The following is a 21,458-nucleotide window of genomic DNA, read 5'->3' as shown; positions in this document are numbered from 1 at the left end:
GCTGTGGACAAGGCCCTCGTCAATCAAGGGGTGTGGACGGGGCCAAAGAATTGGACATGCACACCGGGGCAAATTTGCCCCGGTGTGCATGTCCAAATTCGGTTAGACCTGGGCGCGGTCGGTGATCGCCTGCTGCACCAGCTCGATCGCCTCGTCGACCGGGACGCCGTTCTTCTGCGACCCGTCGCGGTAGCGGAACGACACCGCGCCCGCGGCCCGGTCCTCGTCCCCCGCGATCAGGGTGAAGGGCACCTTGGACTTCGACGCGTTGCGGATCTTCTTCGGGAAGCGGTCGTCCGACACGTCGAGCTCGGTGCGGATCCCCTTCTCCTTCATACGATCCAAAACGCCGCGCAGGTAGTCGTCGTACTCGGCGGCGACGGGCACCCCGAGCACCTGCACCGGCGAGAGCCACACCGGGAACGCGCCGGCGTAGTGCTCGACGAGCACCCCGAGGAAACGCTCGATCGAGCCGAACTTGGCCGAGTGAATCATCACCGGCTGCTGACGGGTGCCGTCGGCCGCCTGGTACTCCAGCCCGAAGCGCTCCGGCTGGTTGAAGTCGTACTGGATCGTCGACATCTGCCAGGTGCGACCGATGGCGTCGCGTGCCTGCACCGAGATCTTGGGCCCGTAGTACGCCGCGCCGCCGGGGTCGGCAACCAGCTCCAGCCCCGACTCGGTCGCGACCTGCTCCAGGATCGCGGTGGCCTCGTCCCACTGCTCGTCGGACCCGATGAACTTGTCCTTCTTCTCGCCCTCGGTCTCGCGGGTGGACAGCTCCAAGTAGAAGTCGTCCAGCCCGAAGTCGCGGAAGAGCCCGAGGCAGAAGTTCAGCAGGTGCTTGATCTCAGCGGGCGCCTGCTCACGGGTGACGTACGAGTGCGAGTCGTCCTGCGCGAACCCGCGCACCCGGGTCAGACCGTGCACAACACCCGACTTCTCGTTGCGGTAGACGTGGCCGAATTCGAAGAGCCGCAGCGGCAGTTCGCGATACGACCGGCCGCGCGACTTGAAGACGAGGTTGTGCATCGGGCAGTTCATCGCCTTGAGGCGATAATCGACCCCGTCGAGGTCGAACGAGGGGAACATGCTCTCCGCGTAGTACGGCAGGTGCCCGGAGGTGTGGAAGAGCGCCTCCTTGGAGATGTGCGGCGTCCCGACGTACTCGAAGCCCTCCTCGATGTGGCGACGGCGTACGTAGTCCTCCATCTCCCGCTTGATCACACCGCCCTTGGGGTGGAAGACGGGCAGACCCGAGCCCAGCTCCTCGGGAAAGGAGAAGAGGTCGAGCTCGGCGCCGAGCTTGCGGTGGTCGCGCTTCTCGGCCTCCGCGAGCCGGTCGGTGTACGCGCGCAGCTCCTCCTTGCTCGGCCACGCGGTGCCGTAGATGCGCTGCAGCTGAGGGTTCTTCTCGCTCCCCCGCCAGTACGCCGCCGCCGACCGCATGATTTTGTACGCGTTGCCGATCAGCTTGGTCGACGGCAGGTGCGGGCCACGGCACAGGTCACCCCAGGCGACCGAGCCGTCGCGCCGTACGTTGTCGTAGATCGTCAGCTCACCCGCGCCGATCTCCGCCTCGGCGCCGTCCGCGGCCTCTGCCGCGCCGCCCTTGAGGCCGATCAGCTCCAGCTTGAACGGCTCGTGGGCGAGCTCGGCACGGGCCTCGTCGTCGCTCACGACGCGGCGGGAGAAGGTCTGACCCTCGTTGACGATGCGTTGCATCGCCTTCTCCAGGGCCTTCAGGTCCTCCGGGGTGAAGGGGGTCTCGACGTCGAAGTCGTAGTAGAAGCCGTCGGTGATCGGCGGGCCGATGCCGAGCTTCGCAGCGGGGTTGACCTGCTGGACCGCCTGGGCCAGCACGTGCGCGGTGGAGTGCCGCAGCACGTTGAGGCCGTCGGGTGAGCCGATGTCGACCGGCTCCACAGCGGCGCCGTCCGGGACCTCGCGGAAGAGGTCGCGCAGCTGCCCGTCGACCCGCATGGCGACGACGCGCCGGTCCTCGCCGAACAGATCGGTGCCCGTCGTCCCCTGCTGCACCGATCGCTCGTCTCCGGCGACATGGATGCTGAGCTGGGCAGACACGGGGATCTCCTCGGGGGTTGCGCGCCGGCGGGCTGCCGACGACTGCGTCAGCAAGGCTAGTGGGCCGCCGCGGCGTGTTTCACCCGCGTTTACCGCTGTACGGCGCGACCGCCATGCTGCACTGACCCCGACCTACCGTGAGGACGCACCCGTGACCGCTCCCGACATCTCCGCCGTCCGCCTCGGCGGCTCCCCCTCGCTGCCCCTCCTTGTGCTCGGGCCGTCGCTCGGCACCAGCGCCCGTGCCCTGTGGTCCCGATGCGCCGCGGGGCTCGGTGACCGCTTCGAGGTGCTCGCGTGGGATCTGCCTGGTCACGGTTCGAACACCGAGGTTTCTCAGCCCTTCTCGATCGCCGACCTGGCGGCCGGGGTGCGCACCCTCGTCGACGACGTACTCACCGACCGCGGCGAGCCGGGTGGGTCCTTCAGCTACGCCGGTGACTCCGTGGGCGGTGCGGTCGGGCTGCAACTCCTACTGGACCTGCCGGCCCGGGTCGACCGCGCCGTCCTGGTGTGCACCGGCGCCGTCATCGGCACTCCGCAGTCGTGGCACGAGCGGGCCGCGCTGGTGCGGGCCTCCGGCACCGTGGCGATGGTCGAGCGGGCCACCCGTACGTGGTTCGCCCCCGGTTTCCCGCACCTCGAGCCGGCGGTGGCCACCGATCTGCTGCAGTCGCTGCGGGATGCCGACGACGAGGGCTACGCCCAGGTGTGCGAGGCACTGGCCGGGTTCGACGTGCGCGACCGGCTGTCCGGCATCAGGACGCCGGTGGTCGCGGTGGCCGGCTCGATCGACCCGGCGACCCCGGTCGCCGGCCTGCAGGAGATCGCCTCCGGCGTCCGGAACGGCCGCCTGGTCGTGCTCGACGACGTGGCGCACCTGGCGCCCGCAGAGATGCCCGACCGGATCGCGCGCATCATCCGGGATGATCCCGAGACCACGAGCACCGTTGCCGCGGAACCGCGTTCGCCCGGAATGACCGTTCGGCGCGAGGTGCTCGGCGATGCGTACGTCGACCGCGCGATCGCCGGCTCCACCGACCTGACCCGCGATTTCCAGGACTTCGTGACGGACTACGCGTGGGGCGGCGTGTGGACGCGGCCCGGCCTGGACCGCCGCAGCAGGTCGATCGTCGCGCTGACCGCCGCGGTCGCCGGCGGCCATCACCAGGAACTCGCCGTGCACGTCCGCGGCGCGCTCACCAACGGGCTCACCCGTAACGAGCTCAGCGAGGTGCTGCTGCAGACCGCCGTCTACTGCGGCGTGCCCGCGGCCCAGTCCGCGTTCCGGGTCGCGCAGCAGGTCTTGGACGAGATCGACGAGGAGTGAGTCAGCTCGAAAGCCGTTGACGCGAGCGCTGATCGGTCGGTCCGACGCGAACCCGCACGCCCGGCCCGACGTCGCCGTACGATCCGACCGTGGACGACCGCCTCCGATACTTCCCCCGGGAGGACAGATCGAGGCTGGCGACGGCGGTGCAGTGCGCCGGGGTCTTGTTCTTCGGGTGGTGGGTCGTCGCCGCGATCGTCCACCCTTCAAGCGACGAGATCTTGCGGGGTCTGATCGGCCTTGTCTTTCTCACCAAAGTGGTGCTCGACGAGGCGCGCGGCATCGTCGTCGACCGGGTCGGTGTGCGGCGACCTCTGCAGCGGGTCATCCGTTGGGAGACGGTCGAGGGTGTCTACACCGGCGACGTCTGGCTGTCGCTGCGTTGCACCGACCGCAACTACAAGCACGCGCGATTGCCGACCCGCTACGCCGCCGACGTGGCGCGCGTCGGCGACAAGCCTCTCGAGACCCATTTCTCGCCGAAACCATCGCAACCCCTGCGGCGACAAGAGATTCGCGCCACCTGGCAGCAGGAACAGGACGCCTTCGCGACTCGCAGCGAACGCGTACGCGCGAGAAACGCTGAGCTCTTGGGTGACACCGAGACGGGCGAGGCGGGTCAAGTATCGAAGGCACCTGACCTGCACGAGCCGCGCGCGGGCGAGTAGACATACCTGGCAACCGATTCGACCATCGACGTAAGGACACCCATGGATCTGACGCCCCGCCCCGAGCACAAGTTCTCCTTCGGCCTCTGGACCGTGGGCTGGCCCGGCGTCGACCCGTTCGGGATCGCGACCCGCCCGATGCTGGATCCGTGGGAGTACGCCGAGCGGCTGGCCGAACTGGGCGCCTGGGGCATCACCTTCCACGACAACGACGTCTTCGCCTTCGATGCCACCGACGCGCAGCGTGAGCAGTCGACCCGCCGGCTGAAGCAGGCGGCCGACGACGCCGGGCTGGTCATCGAGATGGTCACCACCAACACCTTCACCCATCCGGCGTTCAAGGACGGTGGCCTCACCAGCAATGACCGCGGCGTACGCCGTTTCGGGCTGCGCAAGATCATCCGCGCGGTCGACATGGCCGCCGAGATGGGCGCGAGCACCTTCGTGATGTGGGGCGGGCGCGAGGGCGCCGAGTACGACGGTTCGAAGGACCTCTACGGGGCGTTCGAGCGCTACAAGGAGGGCCTGGACACCGTCGCGGGCTACATCAAGTCCAAGGGCTACGACCTGCGCATCGGGCTGGAGCCCAAGCCGAACGAACCCCGCGGCGACATCTTCCTGCCGACGGTCGGCCATGCGCTGGCCTTCATCGCGCAGCTCGAGCACGGCGACATCGTCGGCGTGAACCCCGAGACCGGGCACGAGCAGATGGCCAACCTGAACTACACCCACCAGCTCGCCCAGGCCCTCTGGAGCGGCAAGCTCTTCCACATCGACCTCAACGGTCAGCGGGGCCTCAAGTACGACCAGGACCTGGTCTTCGGGCACGGCGACCTGGCCTCGGCGTTCTTCACGGTGGACCTGCTGGAGAACGGCTTCCCGGGCCAGCCGGACGCGCCCCGGTACGACGGTCCGCGGCACTTCGACTACAAGCCCTCCCGCACCGAGCACCTCCTCGGTGTCTGGGAGTCGGCGAAGGCCTGCATGCAGTCCTACCTGCTGCTCGCCGAGAAGGCCCGGGCATTCCGCGCCGACCCACAGGTGCAGGAGGCCATGGAGTACGCCGGCGTGTCGAACCTGCGGGTGCCGACCATCGCGGCCGACGAGACCCTCGAGCAGTTCCTGGCCGGCGACGACGGCTTCGACCCCGACGAGGCGGGTCGGCGCGACTACGGGTTCGTGAAGCTGCAGCAGCTCGCCATCCAGCACCTCGTCGGCTGACCCGTTCGACATGCGCGCGGCGCGGGATCACGATGACCCGAAAGACAGTTTGATCGTGGTCCCGCGCCGACCGCGGCGGTGGGTGCAGATCGCTGTCGGCACGGTGTTCGTCGTCTTCGTGCTGGGTTCGGTCCTGGACGTCATCTCGAACTTCAGGTGGGATTCCCCTCTTCGATTCTTCACCCCCGTCTACCTGTGCGTCTTTGCTTGGATCCACTTCCGGACGCTGCGTGCCGACCGCGACGGCATCACCCGACGGGACACGTTGCGAGCGACGCCGTGGAGTCAGGTCGACGCACTCATCGAGCCCGGTCGGTGGGACACCACCGTCCACCTGCGGATGTCGGGCGGGAAGGACTCCCCCACGGGGTACCCGGCCGAACACCTGGAGCGACTGGTCGAACTCAGCGGCAAGCCGGTGGAACGACGTCCGTCGACATCATCGACGGCAGAGGTCGGGTCGTCGCGCCGGGAATGAATGACGCGACGCCTAGTTGAACGATGTAACCGACTTTTCACAACCGTCCGAGGAGGACACGTGGCTTCGAAGGTTTGGTTCATCACCGGCGCATCCAAGGGCTTCGGCCGCGAGTGGGCGATCGCCGCGCTCGAGCGCGGGGACAAGGTCGCCGCCACCGCGCGCAAGACCGACACCCTGGATGACCTGGTGCAGAAGTACGGCGACGCGATCCTGCCGCTGCAGCTCGACGTGAACGACCACGACGCGGACTTCGCGGCGGTCAAGGCGGCCCACGACAACTTCGGCCGCCTCGACGTCGTGGTCAACAACGCCGGCTACGGGCACTTCGGCATGGTCGAGGAGCTCAGCGAGCAGGAGCTGCGCGACCAGCTCGAGACCAACCTGTTCGGCGCGATCTGGGTGACCCAGGCGGCGCTGCCCTACCTGCGCGAGCAGGGGTCCGGGCACATCCTGCAGGTCTCCTCGATCGGCGGCATCAGCGCCTTCCCGATCGTCGGCGCCTACCACGCGTCGAAGTGGGCCCTCGAGGGCATCAGCCAGGCCCTGGCGCAGGAGGTCGCCGGCTTCGGCGTCCACGTGACGCTGATCGAGCCGGGCGGATTCTCCACCGATTGGTCCGGCCCGTCGTCCAAGCACTCCACCGAGCTCAGCGCGTACGACGAGACGCGCAAGAAGGTCATGGAGCAGCGTCAGCAGCGCAACGCCGAACCGGGCGACCCCACGGCCAGCGCCACCGCCGTCCTGAAGCTGGTCGACTCCGACGAGCCGCCCCTGCGGGCGTTCTTCGGCAGTGGCCCGATCCAGATCGCCAAGGCCGACTACGAGTCGCGCATCGCCAACTGGGAGAAGTGGCAGCCGCTGGCCGAAGAGGCACAGGGCTCCAAGTAGACCCCTGCACCACACGAACAGGCCCTCCCACCATGTCGGTGGGAGGGCCTGTTGGCGGCGGGCGATCGGCTCAGATGCCGCCGGATCCCGGAGTCTGCGGGTTGCCGGTCGACGGCGGGTCGTCGAGCGGGCTCGCCGCCGGGTTGAACGGCGCCTCAGGATCCTTCTGCGGTGCGGAGTCGAACGCCGACTTGGTCTCGGCCGTCGTGCCACCCGCCTGCTTCTGGATCGTCTGCTCGGCCTTGTCGCTGGCAGTCTTGATCTTGTCGGCGTACTTGCCCTTGGTGGCGTTGTTCACGGCCCCACCGACCTTGTCGATACCGCCGCGGACCTTGTCGGGGTGGTCGGCGGCGGCCTTCTTGGCCTTGCCGATGTTCTCCTCGGCGGCCTTGGTCGCCTTGTCGAGGGCTTCCTTCGCCTTGTCCATGAAGCTCATCGTGTGCTCCTTCGTTCGAGGTAGTCCTTCATCCTGCACCAACGACCCGGTGTCCCGAAACCTCCCCACGGGGGGTCTGCCCCACCGCTTCGCAGGGGCCGCGCGCAGTCGCGTCGTCGCGCTAGCGTCGCAAGGAGCGCACCACATCGACAGGAGCACCTGACATGGCACCACGTAAGGATCCCGGACCGTCCGTCAAGGACGACGAGCTGTACGAGAAGCTGCGCGACGAGGGCAACAGCAAGGAGAAGTCTGCGCGCATCGCGAACGCCGCCGCCAACTCCTCCCGCTCGAAGGTCGGCCGCAAGGGCGGCTCGCACCCGCCGTACGACGAGTGGACCAAGGCCGACCTGCTGGCCCGCGCCCGCGAGATCGGCGTCGATGGACGCTCGAGGATGTCCAAGGGCGAGCTGATCGAAGCCCTACGCGACCACTGACCGGATGAGTCCGACACAGCAGCAGCGGGTCCGCGATCTCCTGGACGCGCGTGGCCGCACGTTCGCCGACGAAGCCGGGATCACGTTGCGGGACAAGCCCGCTGCGCTCTACCAGTTGCTCACCCTCACCACGCTCTTCTCGGTGCCGATCTCGGCGGGGGTGGCGGTGTCAGCGGCGCGTGAGCTCTTCGCGGCCGGGTGGCGCACCCCGGCACGTCTGCTGGAGTCGACGTGGCAACAGCGCGTCGACGCCCTCGGCCGCGGCCATTACCGCCGCTACGACGAGAGCACCGCCACCGCGCTGCAGGAGTCGGCCGAGCACCTGCGTGACACCTGGGCCGGCGACCTGCGCAGGTTGCGCGACGACGCCGCCGGCGACGCGGACGGCATCCAGGAACGCATCGCGCAGTTCCCCCGCATCGGCCCGACCGGTGCCGCCATCTTCTGCCGCGAGGTGCAGCAGGTCTGGCCGTCGGTGCGGCCGTTCTTCGACCAGCGCGCCCGGGACGGCGCCCGCGACGCCGACCTGCCGACGGACGTGGAGCGCCTGGCCGCACTGGTCGACGAGGACGATCTCGCACGGTTCGCCGCCGCGCTCGTACGGCGAGAACTGACCTGACATCCGGGCCTTTCCCAGACGGCTCTGGGATAAAGGGCTCATGGAGCGCCGAACCCTCCTCACCGCCCTGGCCGCAGGAGTCGCCGCCGCACTCGCCGGGTGCAGCAGCGCACGACCAGCCGCGAAGGCCACCCCACCGCGCCCGTCGTCGTCGCCCACGAGCACCGGCGCCGCGACCGCACGCGTCTTCCACGCGCCGCGCGGGATCGTGAAGGTGCCCGTGCCGCGCGGCACCCTCTACATGCTGCCCGGCACCGGCGACAACGTCGCCCTCACCGTCGACGACGGCACCGACCCGCGCGTGGTGGCCGGTTACGCCAAGCTCGCGAAGGACACCGGCCTACGTCTGACCTTCTTCTGCAACGGGGTCAACCCCAGCTGGACGGAGTCCGCGCCGGCGCTGCGACCGCTGCTCGAGGAGGGCCAGATCTTCATGGCCAACCACACGTGGTCGCACCCGAGTCTGCTGAGCCTGAGCAGCGCCGAACTGACCGATCAGGTGCGCCGCAACGAACGCTTCCTGAAGAACACGTACGGCGTGCTGGGCCGCCCGTTCCTGCGGCCGCCGTTCGGTTATCGGAACGCGCGGGTCGACGGACAGCTCGCCGACCTCGGCTACCCCGCGGTGACCATGTGGTACGGCAGCCTCGCCGACTCCACCGTGCTCAACCCCAAGCGGATCGTGGTGCATGCCGAGGAGTCGCTCAAGGCCGGCCACCTGGTGATCGGCCACGCCAACCACGACCCGGTGCTCAAGGTCTACGACAAACTGGTCGAGATCATCACGTCACGGCACCTGCAACCGGTGCATCTGGGCGACGTCTACCAGGTGTGAGCGCCTGGGAGCGACGGTGCCGGATGGGGCACACTGGCGGGAGTCGCTGACCGAACGCCCGAAGGAGCCCCATGCCGGAACAAGGTGACACCCGTGTCGCTGTTTATCTCGACTTCGACAACATCGTCATCTCCCGGTACGACCAGGTGCACGGTCGTCAGCGCTTCTCCAAGGACAAGGTGCGCACCGCCGATCGGCAGAACGACCCCGAGATCGCTGACAAGCTGGCCCAGGCAACGGTCGACGTCGGCGCCATCATCGACTTCGCGTCGTCGTTCGGCACCCTGGTGCTGACCCGGGCCTACGCCGACTGGTCCGCCGATGTGAACGCCGACTACCGCGGCCAGTTGGTCGGACGCGCCGTCGACCTCGTCCAGCTCTTCCCGGCAGCGGCGTACGGCAAGAACGGCGCCGACATCCGGCTTGCGGTCGACGCCGTCGAGGACATGTTCCGGTTGCCCGACCTGACGCATGTCGTTCTCGTTGCCGGCGATTCGGACTACATCGCCCTCGCGCAGCGATGCAAGCGCCTCGGCCGGTACGTCGTCGGCGTGGGGGTCGCCGGGTCGACCAGCCGGTCGCTCGCGGCGGCCTGCGACGAACTCGTCACGTACGACGCGTTGCCCGGTGTGGAGCCCACGCCGGAACCGGAGCCCGAAGCGCCCGCGGCGACCGGCGTGGTGGCCGACGAGAGCCCCGAAGCGGAGACGGAGCCGACCCCGACGAAGCGCAAGCGCGCCACCCGCAAGCAGACCAAGAAGGACGAGGACGACCCGCAGGTCGCCGCGACGCGCCTGCTGGAGCGCGCCCTGCGCCTCGGCCACGAGAAGAACGACGACGAGTGGCTGCACAGCTCGGCGGTGAAGAGCCAGATGAAGCGGATGAATCCGTCGTTCAGCGAGAAGGCCCTGGGCTACAAGACGTTCTCCGGTTTCGTGATGTCGCGCGACGACGTGGCCGAGCTCGACGACAGCTCCCCCGCGCGCCAGATCCGCGCCCGCAACCGCGACTGATCCCACCCCCGCCCGGCCGGGCGCACAGCCACCCGGTGCGCAGGGTGCAGGTGTCCGTCGAGGGTGACGTTCTGCGCCGCTCGTGTGTCTTGTGCTCACCGTGCGCCTCACCGCGTGGGTCGCACCGGATCCCGCACCGCCGGCCCGTTGATCTGCCACCAGCGCTCTGACTCTGAGGCCTCAGCGGTCTCACCGCCCACAGCGGTCTCGCCGATCACGAGATCCTGCTCGGCGTCCCCGGTCTCCAAGTAGGAGAGGAACACCACGTCGGTCTCGTGCCGCAGATTGTCCGCGGCAACCTGCGCCATCACATCGGCGTACGGCGTCGCACCGATCAACAGGGCTGCGTGTCGGCGTCGCTCGTCCCGGTACTCGTCGAGGGCCTCCCAGAGCAGCCGCTCCAACATCGGGTCCGCCGCGTGAGCGACCTGTCGCCCCGCCTCCAGATAAGGACGCATCCGCTGCTGCTTCTCGGCGTCCGTGACCGGTGCGACGCGGGACCTCACGACCCTGCGCACGGCCTGGTGCAGGTCGGCACTGACCCGACAGGCCACGCTCAGCGCCAGGTCGCCGCTGCCCGGTGCCGCCGCCACCTCCTCCACCGCCGCCTGCAGAGCGTCCGCGACCATGGGGCTGAGGGACGAGGTCGAGAGTGCCTGCACCAACCCGCGAGCCGCGCCCGCCTGCAGGTGGCCGTGCCCGTGGCGCAGATCCGAGATCAACCGCAGGTGGGTCCGTGCGTCCTGTGCGCACCCCAGTGCGGCCACGGTGTCCGCCACCCGCGGCGCACCCGGCTCGAGCGCCGTGGCCCGGACGGTCTCGGCCACGGCGCGGGCGATGCTCGGAGTGCAGAGCAGGCGCGCGAGCGCGGCCGTCCGTGCGGCGTACGCCCCGCCGGTCGACCGCATCCGCTCCCTCACCAGAGCACGGACCCAGGTCTGTAGGACGGGCACGGGCACCACCGTGCGACGACCGACCAGCAGGTCGCTCAAGAGAATCCAGTCGGCGGCCGTCGCTGTCGCCTGATGCACCGCTTCGGCGAGTCGGTCGAGATCGCGCTGCCAGTCCACCTCCGGGTCCGGCGCAGATTCCCGGGGAGCGGGGCGCACCGGGCGCAGCATGGCGCGCAGGTACCGGGTGGTGCCGAGAAGGTGACCGTCCGGTATTCGCAGCTGTCTCTCGACGGCCGCGAGCAGCTCCGCCGAGATGGTCAACGTGCCCGTCTCGCGACGTGACAGACCACTCGTGGTCATGGGGCAGCCGTCGTCGGCGAGCCGACGGACGAAATCGTTGGCGGCACCACCGAGCGGTGACCCCGCCCGATTGACCCGCAGGAGCCACGCGATTCGTGCATCGACGTCGACGACGAGACCACGCGGGTCCGTCGAGTCCGACGTCATCCGATACGGACGACCACTGAGGGTGGACCAGGCCATTGCTCACTCCCGGGGACTTGTTCAGGAGTTCCAGATTCGGCCATCTCGGCGCCGTCGCGTCCCGTCCGAAGTCATCCCGGACAAAACCCGGACGGACCTGCGCCGAACCGCTAGTTTCCGAGGGCATGGGGGACAAGATCGACCGGGATACCGATGGCGGACGCGTGGGAGCGAGCGAGCGACCGAGGTCAGAGCCGGCAGATGCTCCGGCAGCGACCGACATCCACTCCCCCGCCGATTTCGGATCCGCACTCACGTCGGCCCGGCTGCGGTCGGGACTGTCCGTACGCGAGGCGGCGACTCTGTCCGGGCTGAGTCCGAGCACGGCCGGCGACTACTTCACCGGTCGGCACCTGCCACCCCGGAACCGACCCGAGGTCCTTGCTGCCCTGCTCCTCACCCTGGGGGTGGAAGCCGATGCGCAGAGCCCGTGGCACGAGGGCCTGATCCGTGCGCGTGCGGGTCGCCGTCCTGCGCGTAGAACGGCCACCCGCAGCCCGTATCACGGCCTCACCGCCTTCGATGCGGGCAGCGCAGATCTGTTCTACGGGCGCACCGACCTGACCACCGACCTTCTCGCGAGGGTGGACGCCCTGTCCGGGTCCGACGACTCCCGCCCCGGCGCGGCCGCCGTCGTGGGTCCGTCCGGCGCCGGCAAGACCTCCCTGCTCCAGGCGGGTCTCTGCGCCGGGGTGCAGGACCTGGCGGGGTGGAACGTCCAGACCATCACGCCCGGGCCGGACCCGCTCACCCAGCTCAGCACCGCACTCGCGGCCGCGGGTGCGGAGGGACGGCGACTGCTCGTCATCGACCAGTGCGAGGAACTGTGGACGCTCAGCTCCGACCAGGCGATGCGTACGCAGTTCCTGTCGAGGGCGTTCGACTGGTCGCGTGCTCGCGGGGCGGTACTCGTCATCGGGCTGCGGGCCGATTTCACCGGGGCCGCGACGACTCACCCGCAGCTGCTCGACGCACTCCGGGGAGAACTGGTCCTCGTGGGTCCGATGAGTCGCGCGGAGATGATCTCGATCATCATCGGTCCGGCGGAGCAGGTGGGACTGCAGGTCGACATGGCGCTGGCGGAACTGATCGTGGACGAGGCGGTGAGCGGCAGCGGGAGCACCGGCGCCGCCGGCATGCTGCCGCCCATCTCGCACACCCTCGCCACCATGTGGCGGCACAGCGATCGCCGCGTTCTGACGCTGGCCGACTACCGGGCGAGCGGCGGGGTGATCGGCGCGATCCGGCATACCGCGGACGCGGCGCTCACCGAGCTGGCACCACAGGACGTCGGCACGTGTCGCCGTCTGTTGCTGTCCCTCATCGTGGTCGACGACGCCGGTCACGCCACGTCCCGTGCGGCGCCGATCGAGGACCTCGAGGGTGACGACCCCGGCACCCGTCGTGTCCTCGCCCATCTGCTAGACCGCCGATTGCTGGTCAGCAACGGTCGGACGGTCCGGTTCAGCCATGAGTCCGTCATCGATGCCTGGCCCCAGCTACAGGACTGGATCGCGGCCGATCGGGCCGACCTGGTCGTCGCGCGCGACGTCAGCACTGCGGCCCGGTCCTGGGATCGGTCCGGACAAGATCCCGACCTGCTCCTACGCGGGAGTGCGCTCGCCGCCGCGACCGACTGGAGCAGGAGGCATGCCAAGGAGAGCGGCAGCATCGTCTCCGCGTTCGTCGACGCGTCCTCCGCGCGCGCGGAGCAGGACCGTGCACAACGCGACCGCGTCCTGCGGCGGACCCGACTGATGCTGGCGACGGTGAGCGTCCTGGCCCTGATCGCCGCTGCCGCGGGTGGGTTGGCGATCAGGTCCCGCAGCGACGCGACCACCCAGCGGGACAGCGCCGTCTCGGCGGGTCTGGCACTGCAGTCCCGGCTGCTGCGCGCACGCGACCAACCGTTCGGCGACCAGGTCGCGGCCGCCGCGAGCCGGGTCGCGAACGACACCGACAGTCGCTCAGCGGTGATGGACGCCGCGACGGACCCGATCCTCACGCGCCTCGCCGTGCACCCCGGCTATCGGGTGCTGGCGACCTCCCCGCGCCGAGGCCTGATCGCGATCGCCGGCGACGGGGACCAGCTATGGGTCTACCAGCAGCGAGGCGCGGCCGCCACGCTGCTCCGGACCATCACCATGCCCGCGACCACCGGAGGGCCGACGACGTTCGTCCTCGCGTTCGACCCGTCGGGGACCCGGCTCGCCGTGGGTGGGGGCGCAGGCCGCGTCCTGCTCTACGACGTGAGCGATCCCCGGTCGACACGCCTGCTGGGCACACCGCTCAGCGCGCCCGGGACGACGTACGCGCTCCTCTTCAGTCCCGACGGGAGACAGCTGATGGCGAGCAGTCAGTCGGCCGGCGTGCGTCGCTGGAGCCTGGACACCGCCTCGGCGACCCCGCTGCCCTCGGTGCCCGCACCGGGCACCATCGACAGCCTCGCGTCCATCCCCGGCCGACCCTGGATCGCCGTGGGTTCCGAATCAGGCAGCGTGAGCGTCTGGGACGTGGGCTCGACGTCACGCCTCCTCGGGCGGGTGCAAGTGGGCCAACAGAAGATCTACAGTCTGTCGGCGCAGAGCTCGGCCGAGCTCATCGTCGGCTCTGACGACGGTTCGGTCGACCGCGTCGCGATCAAGGCCGACGGATCACCGGGTTCGGCGTCCTCGGTCGGCATGCTGCAGGGGCCCGTGAACCAGGTGCTCGCCCTGCACGGCGACGTCTTCGGCGCCAGCAGCGACGGATCGGTCACGCGCTACCTCCCCGGTGGCGGGAGGCAGACGGCCGACATCTCCTCCCCCGTCACCACCGTCGCGCCCCTCGACGACGACCACGTCGTCTTCGCGACGATCGCCGGAGGCATGGGCGAATGGACGCTCGCAGGGCCGGAATTCAGTCTCACGCCATCCTCGGTGGTGGCCAACCTGTCGACCAGCGCGAACGGCCGGGTGCTCTACACCCCCGCCACGACAGGGGGTGTCCTGTGGTCGATGGCGGCACCTGGTCGGGTCGGGCGTGCGCTCGCCACGTTGATCCCGCCGACCGCCGACGGGGAGCCCAGCGGCAACGGTGCGTTGAGTGCGGATGTCACGACAGCGTGGATCGGCACCTACACCGGGCATGTCATCGGATGGGACGTGTCTGACCCGCGACACGCACGGAAGATCTTCGACGGCCCGGTCGCCTCGGCGACGATCGAGTCCATCGTGATCTCCACGGACGGGCACCACGTGTTCGTGGCGGACGATGACCACCTGGTCCACCGGGTGGATGACGTCGACGGCCGGTGGAGCGCGGGTCCTGCGTACCGGGGCGCGCGCAACTACGTCCTGGGTGTCGCGGTGTCGCCTCGGGGCGACCTGGTCGTCGGCACGACGGCCGACGGAACGACCCTGATCTGGAGCTTCGACGGGCACCTGCTGACCACGATCCCCGGCACCGGATACATGTACTCCACGGCATTCACGACGGACGGGCGCCGCCTCGCGGTCGGCAGCGGCACCGGGGTGGTGCGGGTGTACGCGGTCGATCGGCCCTCCGCGCCGCGGCTGGAGCAGACCCTGACCGGACCCACCAACGCGACCCTGGGGTTGGCCTTCAGTACGACGGGCGCACTCGCCGCCGGATCCTCCGACAGCACCGTCTGGATCTGGCATCGGGTGGGCGCGCGGTACGAACGTTTCGCGATCCTCAACCCCGGCCAGCGCATCTTCGCGGTCGTCTGGTCAGCCGACGGCCGCGAACTCTTCGCCGGCGGCAAGGAGGGCGGCAGGGTCTGGCCGGCATCGCCCACGGACGCTACCGATCGCATCTGCTCCCAACGGGGCATCGGAGTCACCGCGACCGAGTGGAGCATGGATCTGCCCACCAGCCCCTATCGGAATCCCTGCCCGTCCTGAGCTCAGCAGGTGCGGCTGAGGTAGCCGGGCTGCCCTTTCGGGACGACGTCCCGGTCCCGCAGGAGCAGTGACACCCGGCCGCGGCGAACCTGGCAAGCCTGGGTGAATCGGGTTGCGGTGTATTCGATCTCGATCACCTTGGTCCCGTAGGCGCTCGTGTAGGCGCCGCACTCGTCGTACTCCTGACATTCCTCGGCCACCGCGAAGTCGTAGCCCGATCGGTGCAGCTGTGCCGCCAGCTCCGAGGCGTTCTTCTGCCCGATGAGCAGCGTGTGCCGGTGGGCAGCCCTGGCCAGAAGTGCCGCGAACGCGACTGCGTCGGCCGCGGTGAGCCGGCCCTGGGAGCGCGTGTAGGAATCGAGGTTGTCCGGCTCGATCGCGTCGTACCCGCTGCGCGCGCATCCGGCGAACCACCCGCCGACGACCGTCGCGACCGCATCGCGCTTGGCAGGGGTGGAGATGTCGAGCAGCGCCTCGTTCCAGTCCCGGTCGATGATCAGGGCGCCGTGCGCATCGCGCAGCAGCAGGCTCGGATGGTCGCGCTTCCACCACGAGAGGTCACCTGGCTGAGCCTGGTAGGCGTTGACGTAGCAGATGTTGTACCGACCCCTCGCCGGCGCGGAGGTGCGGTCCCGGTCCACGATCCGCACTCCGGCGGCGGGCGGGTAGGTACCCCCGATTTGATAGTCGAAGACACCGGTCGCCGGGAAGGCCTTCGCCGACGTCGCCGTCCGAACGGCAGCGCTGCCCGCGGCGGTCGCCTTCGTGCTCGCGTGCGAATGGTCAGCGGCGGTCGGGGCCATGCCGCATCCGCTCAGGATCAGCGAGACGACGCTCATCAGCATCCCGATCCGCCCACCAGTCACCCGACCATCATGGTCGACCGATGCCGCTGGAAGGGCTGCGTCGGTGGGGGCTTCCGCTCTAGGGTTGAGCTTCCGCCGCCGAGAGGATCCGCGATGAGTCAGCTGTATCTCGCGCAACCCGCCGACCAGCAACAGTTGGAGTGGTTGGACAACGGGACGCTCGCGATCCTGCTGGACGGTGCAGCCACCGACGGGCAGTTCATGATGGGCCGGTTCGCGGTGGCCCGCGGTGAGGCCCCGCCGTACCACAAGCATCTGCACGAGGACGAGATCTTCATGCTGATCAAGGGCACCGCGCTCGTCTGGTACGACGACCACCAGTACGAGCTGCAGGAAGGAGGAGTGGTCTTCCTGCCGCGCAACGTCCCGCAAGGGTACCGCATCACCTCCGAGCGAGCCGACCTGCTGATGATCAACACGCCGGCAGGCATCGAGGGGATGTTCCGCGCGACGGGAAGGGACAAGTCGCAGCCGCGCCCTGAAGGTTTCGAGGTCCGTCCCGACCCCGATGCCGCCGAGCGCTACGGCAACGTCGTCCTCGGCCCGCCGCGCTGAGCGCCTCAGCCCACCAGTGGTCGGCGGGCGTCGTACGGCACCGCGAAGCGGGTGCGCACGCCCCGCGAGAACAGCACGGAGTCCGGCCGACGGGTGGTCACACCGGGCAGACCGCACAGACCCACGAGCGTCTCGTCGAGGTGCAACAGTTCCGCGCTGCGCAGTGGCCAGACCTGGTGCTCGTTCGGGACGTAAAGTGTGCGGCCGTACGCGCGGGTGTGCAATCCCCAACGAGCTGTGAGGAATTCGGCAACCGGATCGCCCTCGGGAACGACCTCGCCCGGGCGTACGACGATCGTCGTCACGGCATCGCGGGGCGCCGGCCAGCGTCGACGTGACGTGTAGGTGAGGACGCCACCGGTCTCCACCACCCGCATCCGCGCCCAGGTGTAGGGCAACGCGAAGATCGCCCGGGCGCCCAGGACGACGGCGAGCCGGGACGCCTCCAGGGTGCGGAAGACGATCCCGCGACGCCCCTGCTCGTCGACCGAGTACAGCCTCACATTGGTCTCGGCGAACGTCCCGAGCCACGGCACCGCGCGTCCTGCCCCGATGCCGGCGTCGACCATCCGGAACGGGATGAGCCCCACCCAGCTGGTCCCGTCGTGCACATCCGGCCGGGTCCCCGGCGGCAGGAGCGGGGCGACCGCCTCGGGCGCGACCCGCCAGTGCAGGAACGTCAGGTCGAGCCAGTCCTGACTCATCATCTGCGCGCCGGTCAGGACCGGGGCGGTGGCGCTCACCGACTGCACGGACATACCGCCACTGTGCTCCAGCCCCCAGTACGGCACGCGCGCGACCCGCGGAGCACGGCGATACTGCAGGGATGGATCTGAGGCGCACCCTCTTCGCCGTCGCACCGCCGATCGCCGCCGCCGCCGTCGGCGGGCTGGGGTCGCGGGACGCGCCCACGACGTACGCGCGGCTGCGCAAACCTGCCTGGGCGCCACCGGCGAGCGCGTTCGGCCCGGCCTGGTCGGCGCTCTACGCGACGATCGGATTGGCCGGCTGGCGGATGTACCCGCGGGTCTCCACCACCTCCCGGCGGTTGCACCTCGCGCAGCTGGGGATGAACGCCGCCTGGCCGGGGGTCTTCTTCGGTATCCGCGACAAGCGCGCGTCCCTGGCCGTGATCGCCACCCTCGACGCGCTGGTCGTCGCGGAGCTGTGGTCGCTGCGCCGGTCCGATCCCGGGTCCGCCGCGATCCTGCTGCCGTACGCCGGGTGGATCTCCTTCGCGACCGCCCTCAATGCGGCGGTCGGCGACCCGGGCGACTGACCCGTCGGATCGCCATCACGACCGGCCGGGGCCTACAGGTTGGTCTCGTTCGTGGGGATGCTGGTGGGGAGCGCAGCGGCCGGCTGATCGTCGCCGGCGCCGTCGGGCGGACAGTCGACCCCGATCGTGTAGCTGGCCATGCTGATGGATCCGGCGGCGTGTCCCTTGACCAGCGAGCTGACCCGCTCGCCGCTGTCGGCCGCCAGGCCGGCGAAGTACAGCAGCGGCAGGAAGTGGTCCGGCGTCGGGACGGCCAGTCGGTAGTCCCGGTCGGCGTCGAGGCCAGTCACGTCGATCGGCCGGTCCAGCAGGATCTCGCGGGCGTGTACGTCAAATCGGGTGGCCCAGTCGTACGCGCTGTCCGGACGGGAGAAGTCGACCGCGCCCAGGTTGTGCACGATGTTGCCGCTCCCGACCACGAGGACGCCCTCGCGCCGGAGCGCCGCGAGCTTCTGGCCGAGCTCCAGGTGATAGTCGATCCCCTTGTCGGCGTTGATCGACAGCTGCACGACCGGGATGCTGGCGTCGGGGAACGCATGCACCAGCACCGACCAGGTGCCATGGTCGATGCCCCAGCTGTCGACGTCGCAGCCGACCCACATCGGCTTCGCGACCTCCGCGACCTGGTCGGAGAGCTCCGGCAGCCCTGGCGCTGGGTACTCCACGTCGAAGAGCTCCTGCGGGAAGCCGTAGAAGTCGTGGATGGTGCGCGGGCGCAGCATCGCGGTGACGGCGGTGGCGTTGATGTACCAGTGCGCGGAGACGACCAGGATCGCCCTCGGCCGGGGCACGGCGGCACCGAACGCGCGCCACGCCTGCGTGTACCGGTTGAGCTCGAGCGCGTTCATCGGGTTGCCGTGGCCGATGAACGCGGCGGGCATCATCGGCCGGGTGTCGCTGGTCGCCGTCATCGTGTTCCCGTCGCCGCACGTGTGGTGGGCAGACGCTACCGCCTTCTCGCCCGATCAGGCGGCAACCGGGCGAGATGACGAGCTGGTGGACCCGGTCAGAACGGGTACGCCGGGATGCGGCTCTGCATGGTCACCCACTGCGTCTCGGTGAACGCCTCGATATTGGCCTCGACGCCGCCGAACCGGGCGCCCGTCCCCGAAGCCGCCGTGCCGCCGAACGGCGCCACCGCCTCGTCGTCGACCGTCTGGTCGTTGATGTGCACGATGCCCGTCGGCACCCGGTCGGCGACGGCGAGACCGCGCATCACGTCCTGGGTGAGGATGCCGAGCGACAGCCCGTACTCGGTGCGACTCGCCAACTCGACGGCCTCGTCGACGCTGGAGAACTTGGCCACCGGTGCGACGGGGCCGAACACCTCTTCGTTGAACGCCGGGTGGGTCACGTCGCAGTCGGCGATCACCGTCGGGCGGTAGAAGAGATCCTCGTACGTGCCACCCTCCACCAGTCGCGCACCGGAGTCCGTCGACCGAGTGACCAGGTCGTGCACGTGGTCGCGCTGGCGCGCATCGATGATCGGGCCGAGCGGGGCGTCCGTGGCGGCCGGGTCGGCGACCTGGATCCCCGCGGCGCTCTGGGCGAGCCGCTCGACGTACTCGTCGTAGATCGCCTCGTGCACGATGTGACGACCGGTGGTCATGCAGATCTGGCCCTGGTGCAGGAAGGATCCCCACGCTCCGGCCGCGACGGCGGCGGGCACATCGACGTCGTCCATCACGATGAGCGCGTTGTTGCCGCCGAGCTCCAGGTGGGCGCGCTTCAGCAGCCGGCCCGCCGCCTCGCCGACCTTGCGCCCCGCTGCGGTCGATCCGGTGAACGAGATGATGCGCACGCCCGGGTGTTCCACGAGGGCACTGCCGACGTCCGCTGCTCCCGGCAGCACGTGCACGAGCCCCTCGGGCAGTCCTGCCTCGGCGAGGATCGCAGCCAGGAAGAGACCGCCGGACACGGCAGTGCGCGGGTCGGGTTTGAGGATGACCGCATTGCCGGTGGCCAGCGCGGGGGCCACCGATCGGCTGGACAGGATCTGCGGGAAGTTGAACGGCGAGATCACGCCGACCACTCCGGCGGGCACTCTTCGGGCCATCGACAGGCGCGGTGCCCGGGTGCGCAGCAACTGCCCGTACGGCGCCTCGACCGTCGCCGCCCCTGTCCAGTACTCCGCAGCGACGAGCGACGCTTCGAAGCCCGCCTTTCCCTTGCCGGAACCCGCTTCTCGCACAAGCCAGTTCGAGAGCTCGCCGGCGTGTTCCTCGATGAGGGTTGCCGCTCGTCGCAACGCCGCGGCGCGCTGGTCGTAGGGCAGTGCCGCCCACTCCTTCTGCGCCTTCGTGGCCGCCTGGACGGCGTCGTCGACGTCCTGCGCGGTGGCCACCCCGACGCTGCCGATCACCTCTCCGGTCGCGGGCTCGTGCACCTCGGCGGTGCCACCGGCGCCTGAGCGCCACCCGCCGCTGTGGATCTTCCCGGCCCATTCACTGGAATCGAAGAACGGCATGGAGCACCTTCCGTAGGGCGGGATCAGATCGCCGGTCGGGTTCACCCCGACGGCACCTTCGGATACTAGGGCTGCACGGTCGGACGCACGAGGATCTCGTTCAAGCTGACCGACTTCGGCCGCGTGACGGCGAAGGCGATGATCTCGGCGATGTCCTCGGGCGTGATGGCCATCTGCTCGTACATCTTCTCCGCACCGCGCTTGGTCTCCGCGTGCGTGATGTGGTCGGTCAGTTCGGTGGCGACGGCGCCGGGCTCGACGACGATGACCCGGACGTCGGGCTGCAGCTCCTGGCGCAGGGCCTCGGACCAGCCGTTCATCCCCCACTTGGTCGCGGCGTACACGCTGTTGCCCGGTCGGGCCGTGCGCCCGGCGACCGACGACAGGTTGACCAGGTCGCCGCCGCCGTCGCGCAGCAGCGGCAGGAACACCTCGGTGGTGGTGATCGCCCCGAGCAGGTTGACGTCGAGCATCTGCTTGTAGTCGTCCTTGCGCTCGGCGTCGAACGGCCCGAGGAGCATGACGCCGGCGTTGTTGAGCAGGACGTCGACGCGTCCCAGCTCCGACCTGACCCGCTCGGCGGCGGCGACCAGGGCCTCCCGGTCGGTGACGTCCGCGGTGATGGCGATGCTGCCGTTGTCCAGTTCCTCGACCAGCGCCTGTATCCGGTCGGCCCGGCGCGCGATCAGCGCCACCCTGTACCCGGCAGCGGCCAGCGCTCGGGCCGTCGAGGCCCCGATGCCCGAGGACGCTCCGGTGATGACCGCGACCTGCTGGGTGTCCTGTGATGTGGGCATCTCTTGCTCCTCATGACGTTCGTCGGTGGTGGTGCTCATTCACGCGGACACCGGGGTCGACCAGGATGTCGCGACGGGAGCGCTGGGGCTCGCACCCCAGCATCTCGCGCCTCCTCCCGATCGGGTAACCGGCGATCGAC

Annotated in this window: 20 protein-coding genes; 12 read left to right on the top strand and 8 right to left on the bottom strand. The window is 69.6% G+C overall.

Annotated elements, in window-relative coordinates; all coding sequences use genetic code 11:
* Positions 1-102: 102 nt before the first annotated feature.
* Positions 103-2,085, bottom strand: a complete 1,983-nt coding sequence (gene thrS, locus J4030_RS16225) for a threonine--tRNA ligase (protein ID WP_208050282.1) — start codon at positions 2,083-2,085, stop codon at positions 103-105.
* A 151-nt stretch (positions 2,086-2,236) separates the two neighbouring features.
* On the opposite strand from thrS, the gene J4030_RS18600 reads away from it, so the two are divergent.
* The 5 genes from J4030_RS18600 to J4030_RS16200 all read left to right on the top strand — a co-directional run bounded on the left by J4030_RS18600 (position 2,237) and on the right by J4030_RS16200 (position 6,673).
* Complete coding sequence (locus tag J4030_RS18600; RefSeq protein WP_307864746.1) at positions 2,237-3,415, top strand: alpha/beta fold hydrolase; 1,179 nt, start codon at positions 2,237-2,239, stop codon at positions 3,413-3,415.
* Positions 3,416-3,579: 164 nt separating this feature from the next.
* On the top strand, positions 3,580-4,083 hold the full coding sequence (locus tag J4030_RS16215; RefSeq protein WP_208050280.1) for a hypothetical protein: 504 nt from the start codon (positions 3,580-3,582) through the stop codon (positions 4,081-4,083).
* A gap of 42 nt (positions 4,084-4,125) precedes the next feature.
* Complete coding sequence (xylA, locus tag J4030_RS16210) at positions 4,126-5,304, top strand: xylose isomerase (RefSeq protein ID WP_208050279.1); 1,179 nt, start codon at positions 4,126-4,128, stop codon at positions 5,302-5,304.
* Positions 5,305-5,359: 55 nt separating this feature from the next.
* Positions 5,360-5,782 carry a hypothetical protein gene (locus J4030_RS16205; RefSeq protein WP_208050278.1) on the top strand — a complete coding sequence of 141 codons (423 nt, stop codon included), beginning with the start codon at positions 5,360-5,362 and terminating at the stop codon, positions 5,780-5,782.
* Positions 5,783-5,842: 60 nt separating this feature from the next.
* A complete protein-coding gene (locus tag J4030_RS16200) occupies positions 5,843-6,673 on the top strand; it encodes an SDR family oxidoreductase (protein WP_307864745.1) in 831 nt (276 codons plus the stop codon).
* Positions 6,674-6,743: 70 nt separating this feature from the next.
* On the opposite strand, the gene J4030_RS16195 is transcribed toward J4030_RS16200, so the two are convergent.
* Positions 6,744-7,109, bottom strand: coding sequence for an antitoxin (locus tag J4030_RS16195; protein ID WP_243763484.1), 366 nt, complete (start codon positions 7,107-7,109; stop codon positions 6,744-6,746).
* A gap of 164 nt (positions 7,110-7,273) precedes the next feature.
* Between J4030_RS16195 and J4030_RS16190 the strand changes: the two genes are divergently transcribed.
* The 4 genes from J4030_RS16190 (at position 7,274) to J4030_RS16175 (ending at position 10,013) form a co-directional block, all read left to right on the top strand.
* Positions 7,274-7,546, top strand: a complete 273-nt coding sequence (locus J4030_RS16190) for a Rho termination factor N-terminal domain-containing protein (RefSeq protein WP_208050276.1) — start codon at positions 7,274-7,276, stop codon at positions 7,544-7,546.
* Between the two features lie 4 nt (positions 7,547-7,550).
* Entirely contained in the window at positions 7,551-8,165 is a 615-nt protein-coding gene (locus J4030_RS16185) for an endonuclease (RefSeq protein ID WP_208050275.1), read from the top strand.
* Between the two features lie 40 nt (positions 8,166-8,205).
* Positions 8,206-9,000: a polysaccharide deacetylase family protein gene (locus tag J4030_RS16180; protein ID WP_208050274.1), complete on the top strand. Its 795-nt coding sequence runs from the start codon at positions 8,206-8,208 to the stop codon at positions 8,998-9,000.
* 71 nt (positions 9,001-9,071) lie between these two features.
* On the top strand, positions 9,072-10,013 hold the full coding sequence (locus J4030_RS16175) for an NYN domain-containing protein (RefSeq protein ID WP_208050273.1): 942 nt from the start codon (positions 9,072-9,074) through the stop codon (positions 10,011-10,013).
* 107 nt (positions 10,014-10,120) lie between these two features.
* On the opposite strand, the gene J4030_RS16170 is transcribed toward J4030_RS16175, so the two are convergent.
* On the bottom strand, positions 10,121-11,413 hold the full coding sequence (locus J4030_RS16170; protein WP_208050272.1) for a hypothetical protein: 1,293 nt from the start codon (positions 11,411-11,413) through the stop codon (positions 10,121-10,123).
* A gap of 161 nt (positions 11,414-11,574) precedes the next feature.
* On the opposite strand from J4030_RS16170, the gene J4030_RS16165 reads away from it, so the two are divergent.
* Positions 11,575-15,354 carry a helix-turn-helix domain-containing protein gene (locus tag J4030_RS16165; protein ID WP_208050271.1) on the top strand — a complete coding sequence of 1,260 codons (3,780 nt, stop codon included), beginning with the start codon at positions 11,575-11,577 and terminating at the stop codon, positions 15,352-15,354.
* A gap of 2 nt (positions 15,355-15,356) precedes the next feature.
* Here J4030_RS16165 and J4030_RS16160 read toward each other — a convergent pair whose 3' ends face one another.
* Positions 15,357-16,220 (bottom strand): endo alpha-1,4 polygalactosaminidase, encoded by an 864-nt coding sequence (locus J4030_RS16160; RefSeq protein ID WP_208050270.1) that lies wholly within the window; start codon positions 16,218-16,220, stop codon positions 15,357-15,359.
* A 93-nt stretch (positions 16,221-16,313) separates the two neighbouring features.
* Here J4030_RS16160 and J4030_RS16155 point away from each other — a divergent pair, with 93 nt between their 5' ends.
* Complete coding sequence (locus tag J4030_RS16155; RefSeq protein ID WP_208050269.1) at positions 16,314-16,775, top strand: cupin domain-containing protein; 462 nt, start codon at positions 16,314-16,316, stop codon at positions 16,773-16,775.
* Between the two features lie 5 nt (positions 16,776-16,780).
* On the opposite strand, the gene J4030_RS16150 is transcribed toward J4030_RS16155, so the two are convergent.
* Positions 16,781-17,533 carry a YqjF family protein gene (locus J4030_RS16150; protein ID WP_243763483.1) on the bottom strand — a complete coding sequence of 251 codons (753 nt, stop codon included), beginning with the start codon at positions 17,531-17,533 and terminating at the stop codon, positions 16,781-16,783.
* Between the two features lie 68 nt (positions 17,534-17,601).
* On the opposite strand from J4030_RS16150, the gene J4030_RS16145 reads away from it, so the two are divergent.
* The gene (locus J4030_RS16145; RefSeq protein ID WP_208050268.1) at positions 17,602-18,054 is read left to right on the top strand and encodes a TspO/MBR family protein; all 453 of its coding nucleotides are present in this window, start codon (positions 17,602-17,604) and stop codon (positions 18,052-18,054) included.
* Positions 18,055-18,086: 32 nt separating this feature from the next.
* On the opposite strand, the gene ygiD is transcribed toward J4030_RS16145, so the two are convergent.
* The 3 genes from ygiD to J4030_RS16130 form a co-directional block, all read right to left on the bottom strand.
* Positions 18,087-18,965 (bottom strand): 4,5-DOPA dioxygenase extradiol, encoded by an 879-nt coding sequence (ygiD, locus tag J4030_RS16140; RefSeq protein WP_208050267.1) that lies wholly within the window; start codon positions 18,963-18,965, stop codon positions 18,087-18,089.
* A gap of 95 nt (positions 18,966-19,060) precedes the next feature.
* Entirely contained in the window at positions 19,061-20,521 is a 1,461-nt protein-coding gene (locus tag J4030_RS16135; RefSeq protein ID WP_208050266.1) for a benzaldehyde dehydrogenase, read from the bottom strand.
* Between the two features lie 65 nt (positions 20,522-20,586).
* A complete protein-coding gene (locus tag J4030_RS16130; protein WP_208050265.1) occupies positions 20,587-21,318 on the bottom strand; it encodes an SDR family oxidoreductase in 732 nt (243 codons plus the stop codon).
* Positions 21,319-21,458 lie beyond the last annotated feature (140 nt).

The organism is Allobranchiibius sp. CTAmp26 (assembly GCF_017565405.1).
GTDB lineage: Bacteria > Actinomycetota > Actinomycetes > Actinomycetales > Dermatophilaceae > Allobranchiibius.
This window is presented reverse-complemented; position numbering and strand designations above follow the sequence as displayed.

Excerpts from the sequence above, each read along its gene's own strand:
- J4030_RS16195 (WP_243763484.1), bottom strand. The coding sequence starts at position 7,109 with ATGAGCTTCATGGACAAGGCGAAGGAAGCCCTCGACAAGGCGACCAAG.
- J4030_RS16145 (WP_208050268.1), top strand. The coding sequence starts at position 17,602 with ATGGATCTGAGGCGCACCCTCTTCGCCGTCGCACCGCCGATCGCCGCC.
- J4030_RS16170 (WP_208050272.1), bottom strand. The coding sequence starts at position 11,413 with ATGACGTCGGACTCGACGGACCCGCGTGGTCTCGTCGTCGACGTCGAT.
- xylA (WP_208050279.1), top strand. The coding sequence starts at position 4,126 with ATGGATCTGACGCCCCGCCCCGAGCACAAGTTCTCCTTCGGCCTCTGG.
- J4030_RS16155 (WP_208050269.1), top strand. The coding sequence starts at position 16,314 with ATGAGTCAGCTGTATCTCGCGCAACCCGCCGACCAGCAACAGTTGGAG.
- J4030_RS16190 (WP_208050276.1), top strand. The coding sequence starts at position 7,274 with ATGGCACCACGTAAGGATCCCGGACCGTCCGTCAAGGACGACGAGCTG.
- ygiD (WP_208050267.1), bottom strand. The coding sequence starts at position 18,965 with ATGACGGCGACCAGCGACACCCGGCCGATGATGCCCGCCGCGTTCATC.
- J4030_RS16175 (WP_208050273.1), top strand. The coding sequence starts at position 9,072 with ATGCCGGAACAAGGTGACACCCGTGTCGCTGTTTATCTCGACTTCGAC.
- J4030_RS16130 (WP_208050265.1), bottom strand. The coding sequence starts at position 21,318 with ATGCCCACATCACAGGACACCCAGCAGGTCGCGGTCATCACCGGAGCG.
- J4030_RS16135 (WP_208050266.1), bottom strand. The coding sequence starts at position 20,521 with ATGCCGTTCTTCGATTCCAGTGAATGGGCCGGGAAGATCCACAGCGGC.
- J4030_RS16180 (WP_208050274.1), top strand. The coding sequence starts at position 8,206 with ATGGAGCGCCGAACCCTCCTCACCGCCCTGGCCGCAGGAGTCGCCGCC.
- J4030_RS16185 (WP_208050275.1), top strand. The coding sequence starts at position 7,551 with ATGAGTCCGACACAGCAGCAGCGGGTCCGCGATCTCCTGGACGCGCGT.
- J4030_RS16165 (WP_208050271.1), top strand. The coding sequence starts at position 11,575 with ATGGGGGACAAGATCGACCGGGATACCGATGGCGGACGCGTGGGAGCG.
- J4030_RS16150 (WP_243763483.1), bottom strand. The coding sequence starts at position 17,533 with ATGTCCGTGCAGTCGGTGAGCGCCACCGCCCCGGTCCTGACCGGCGCG.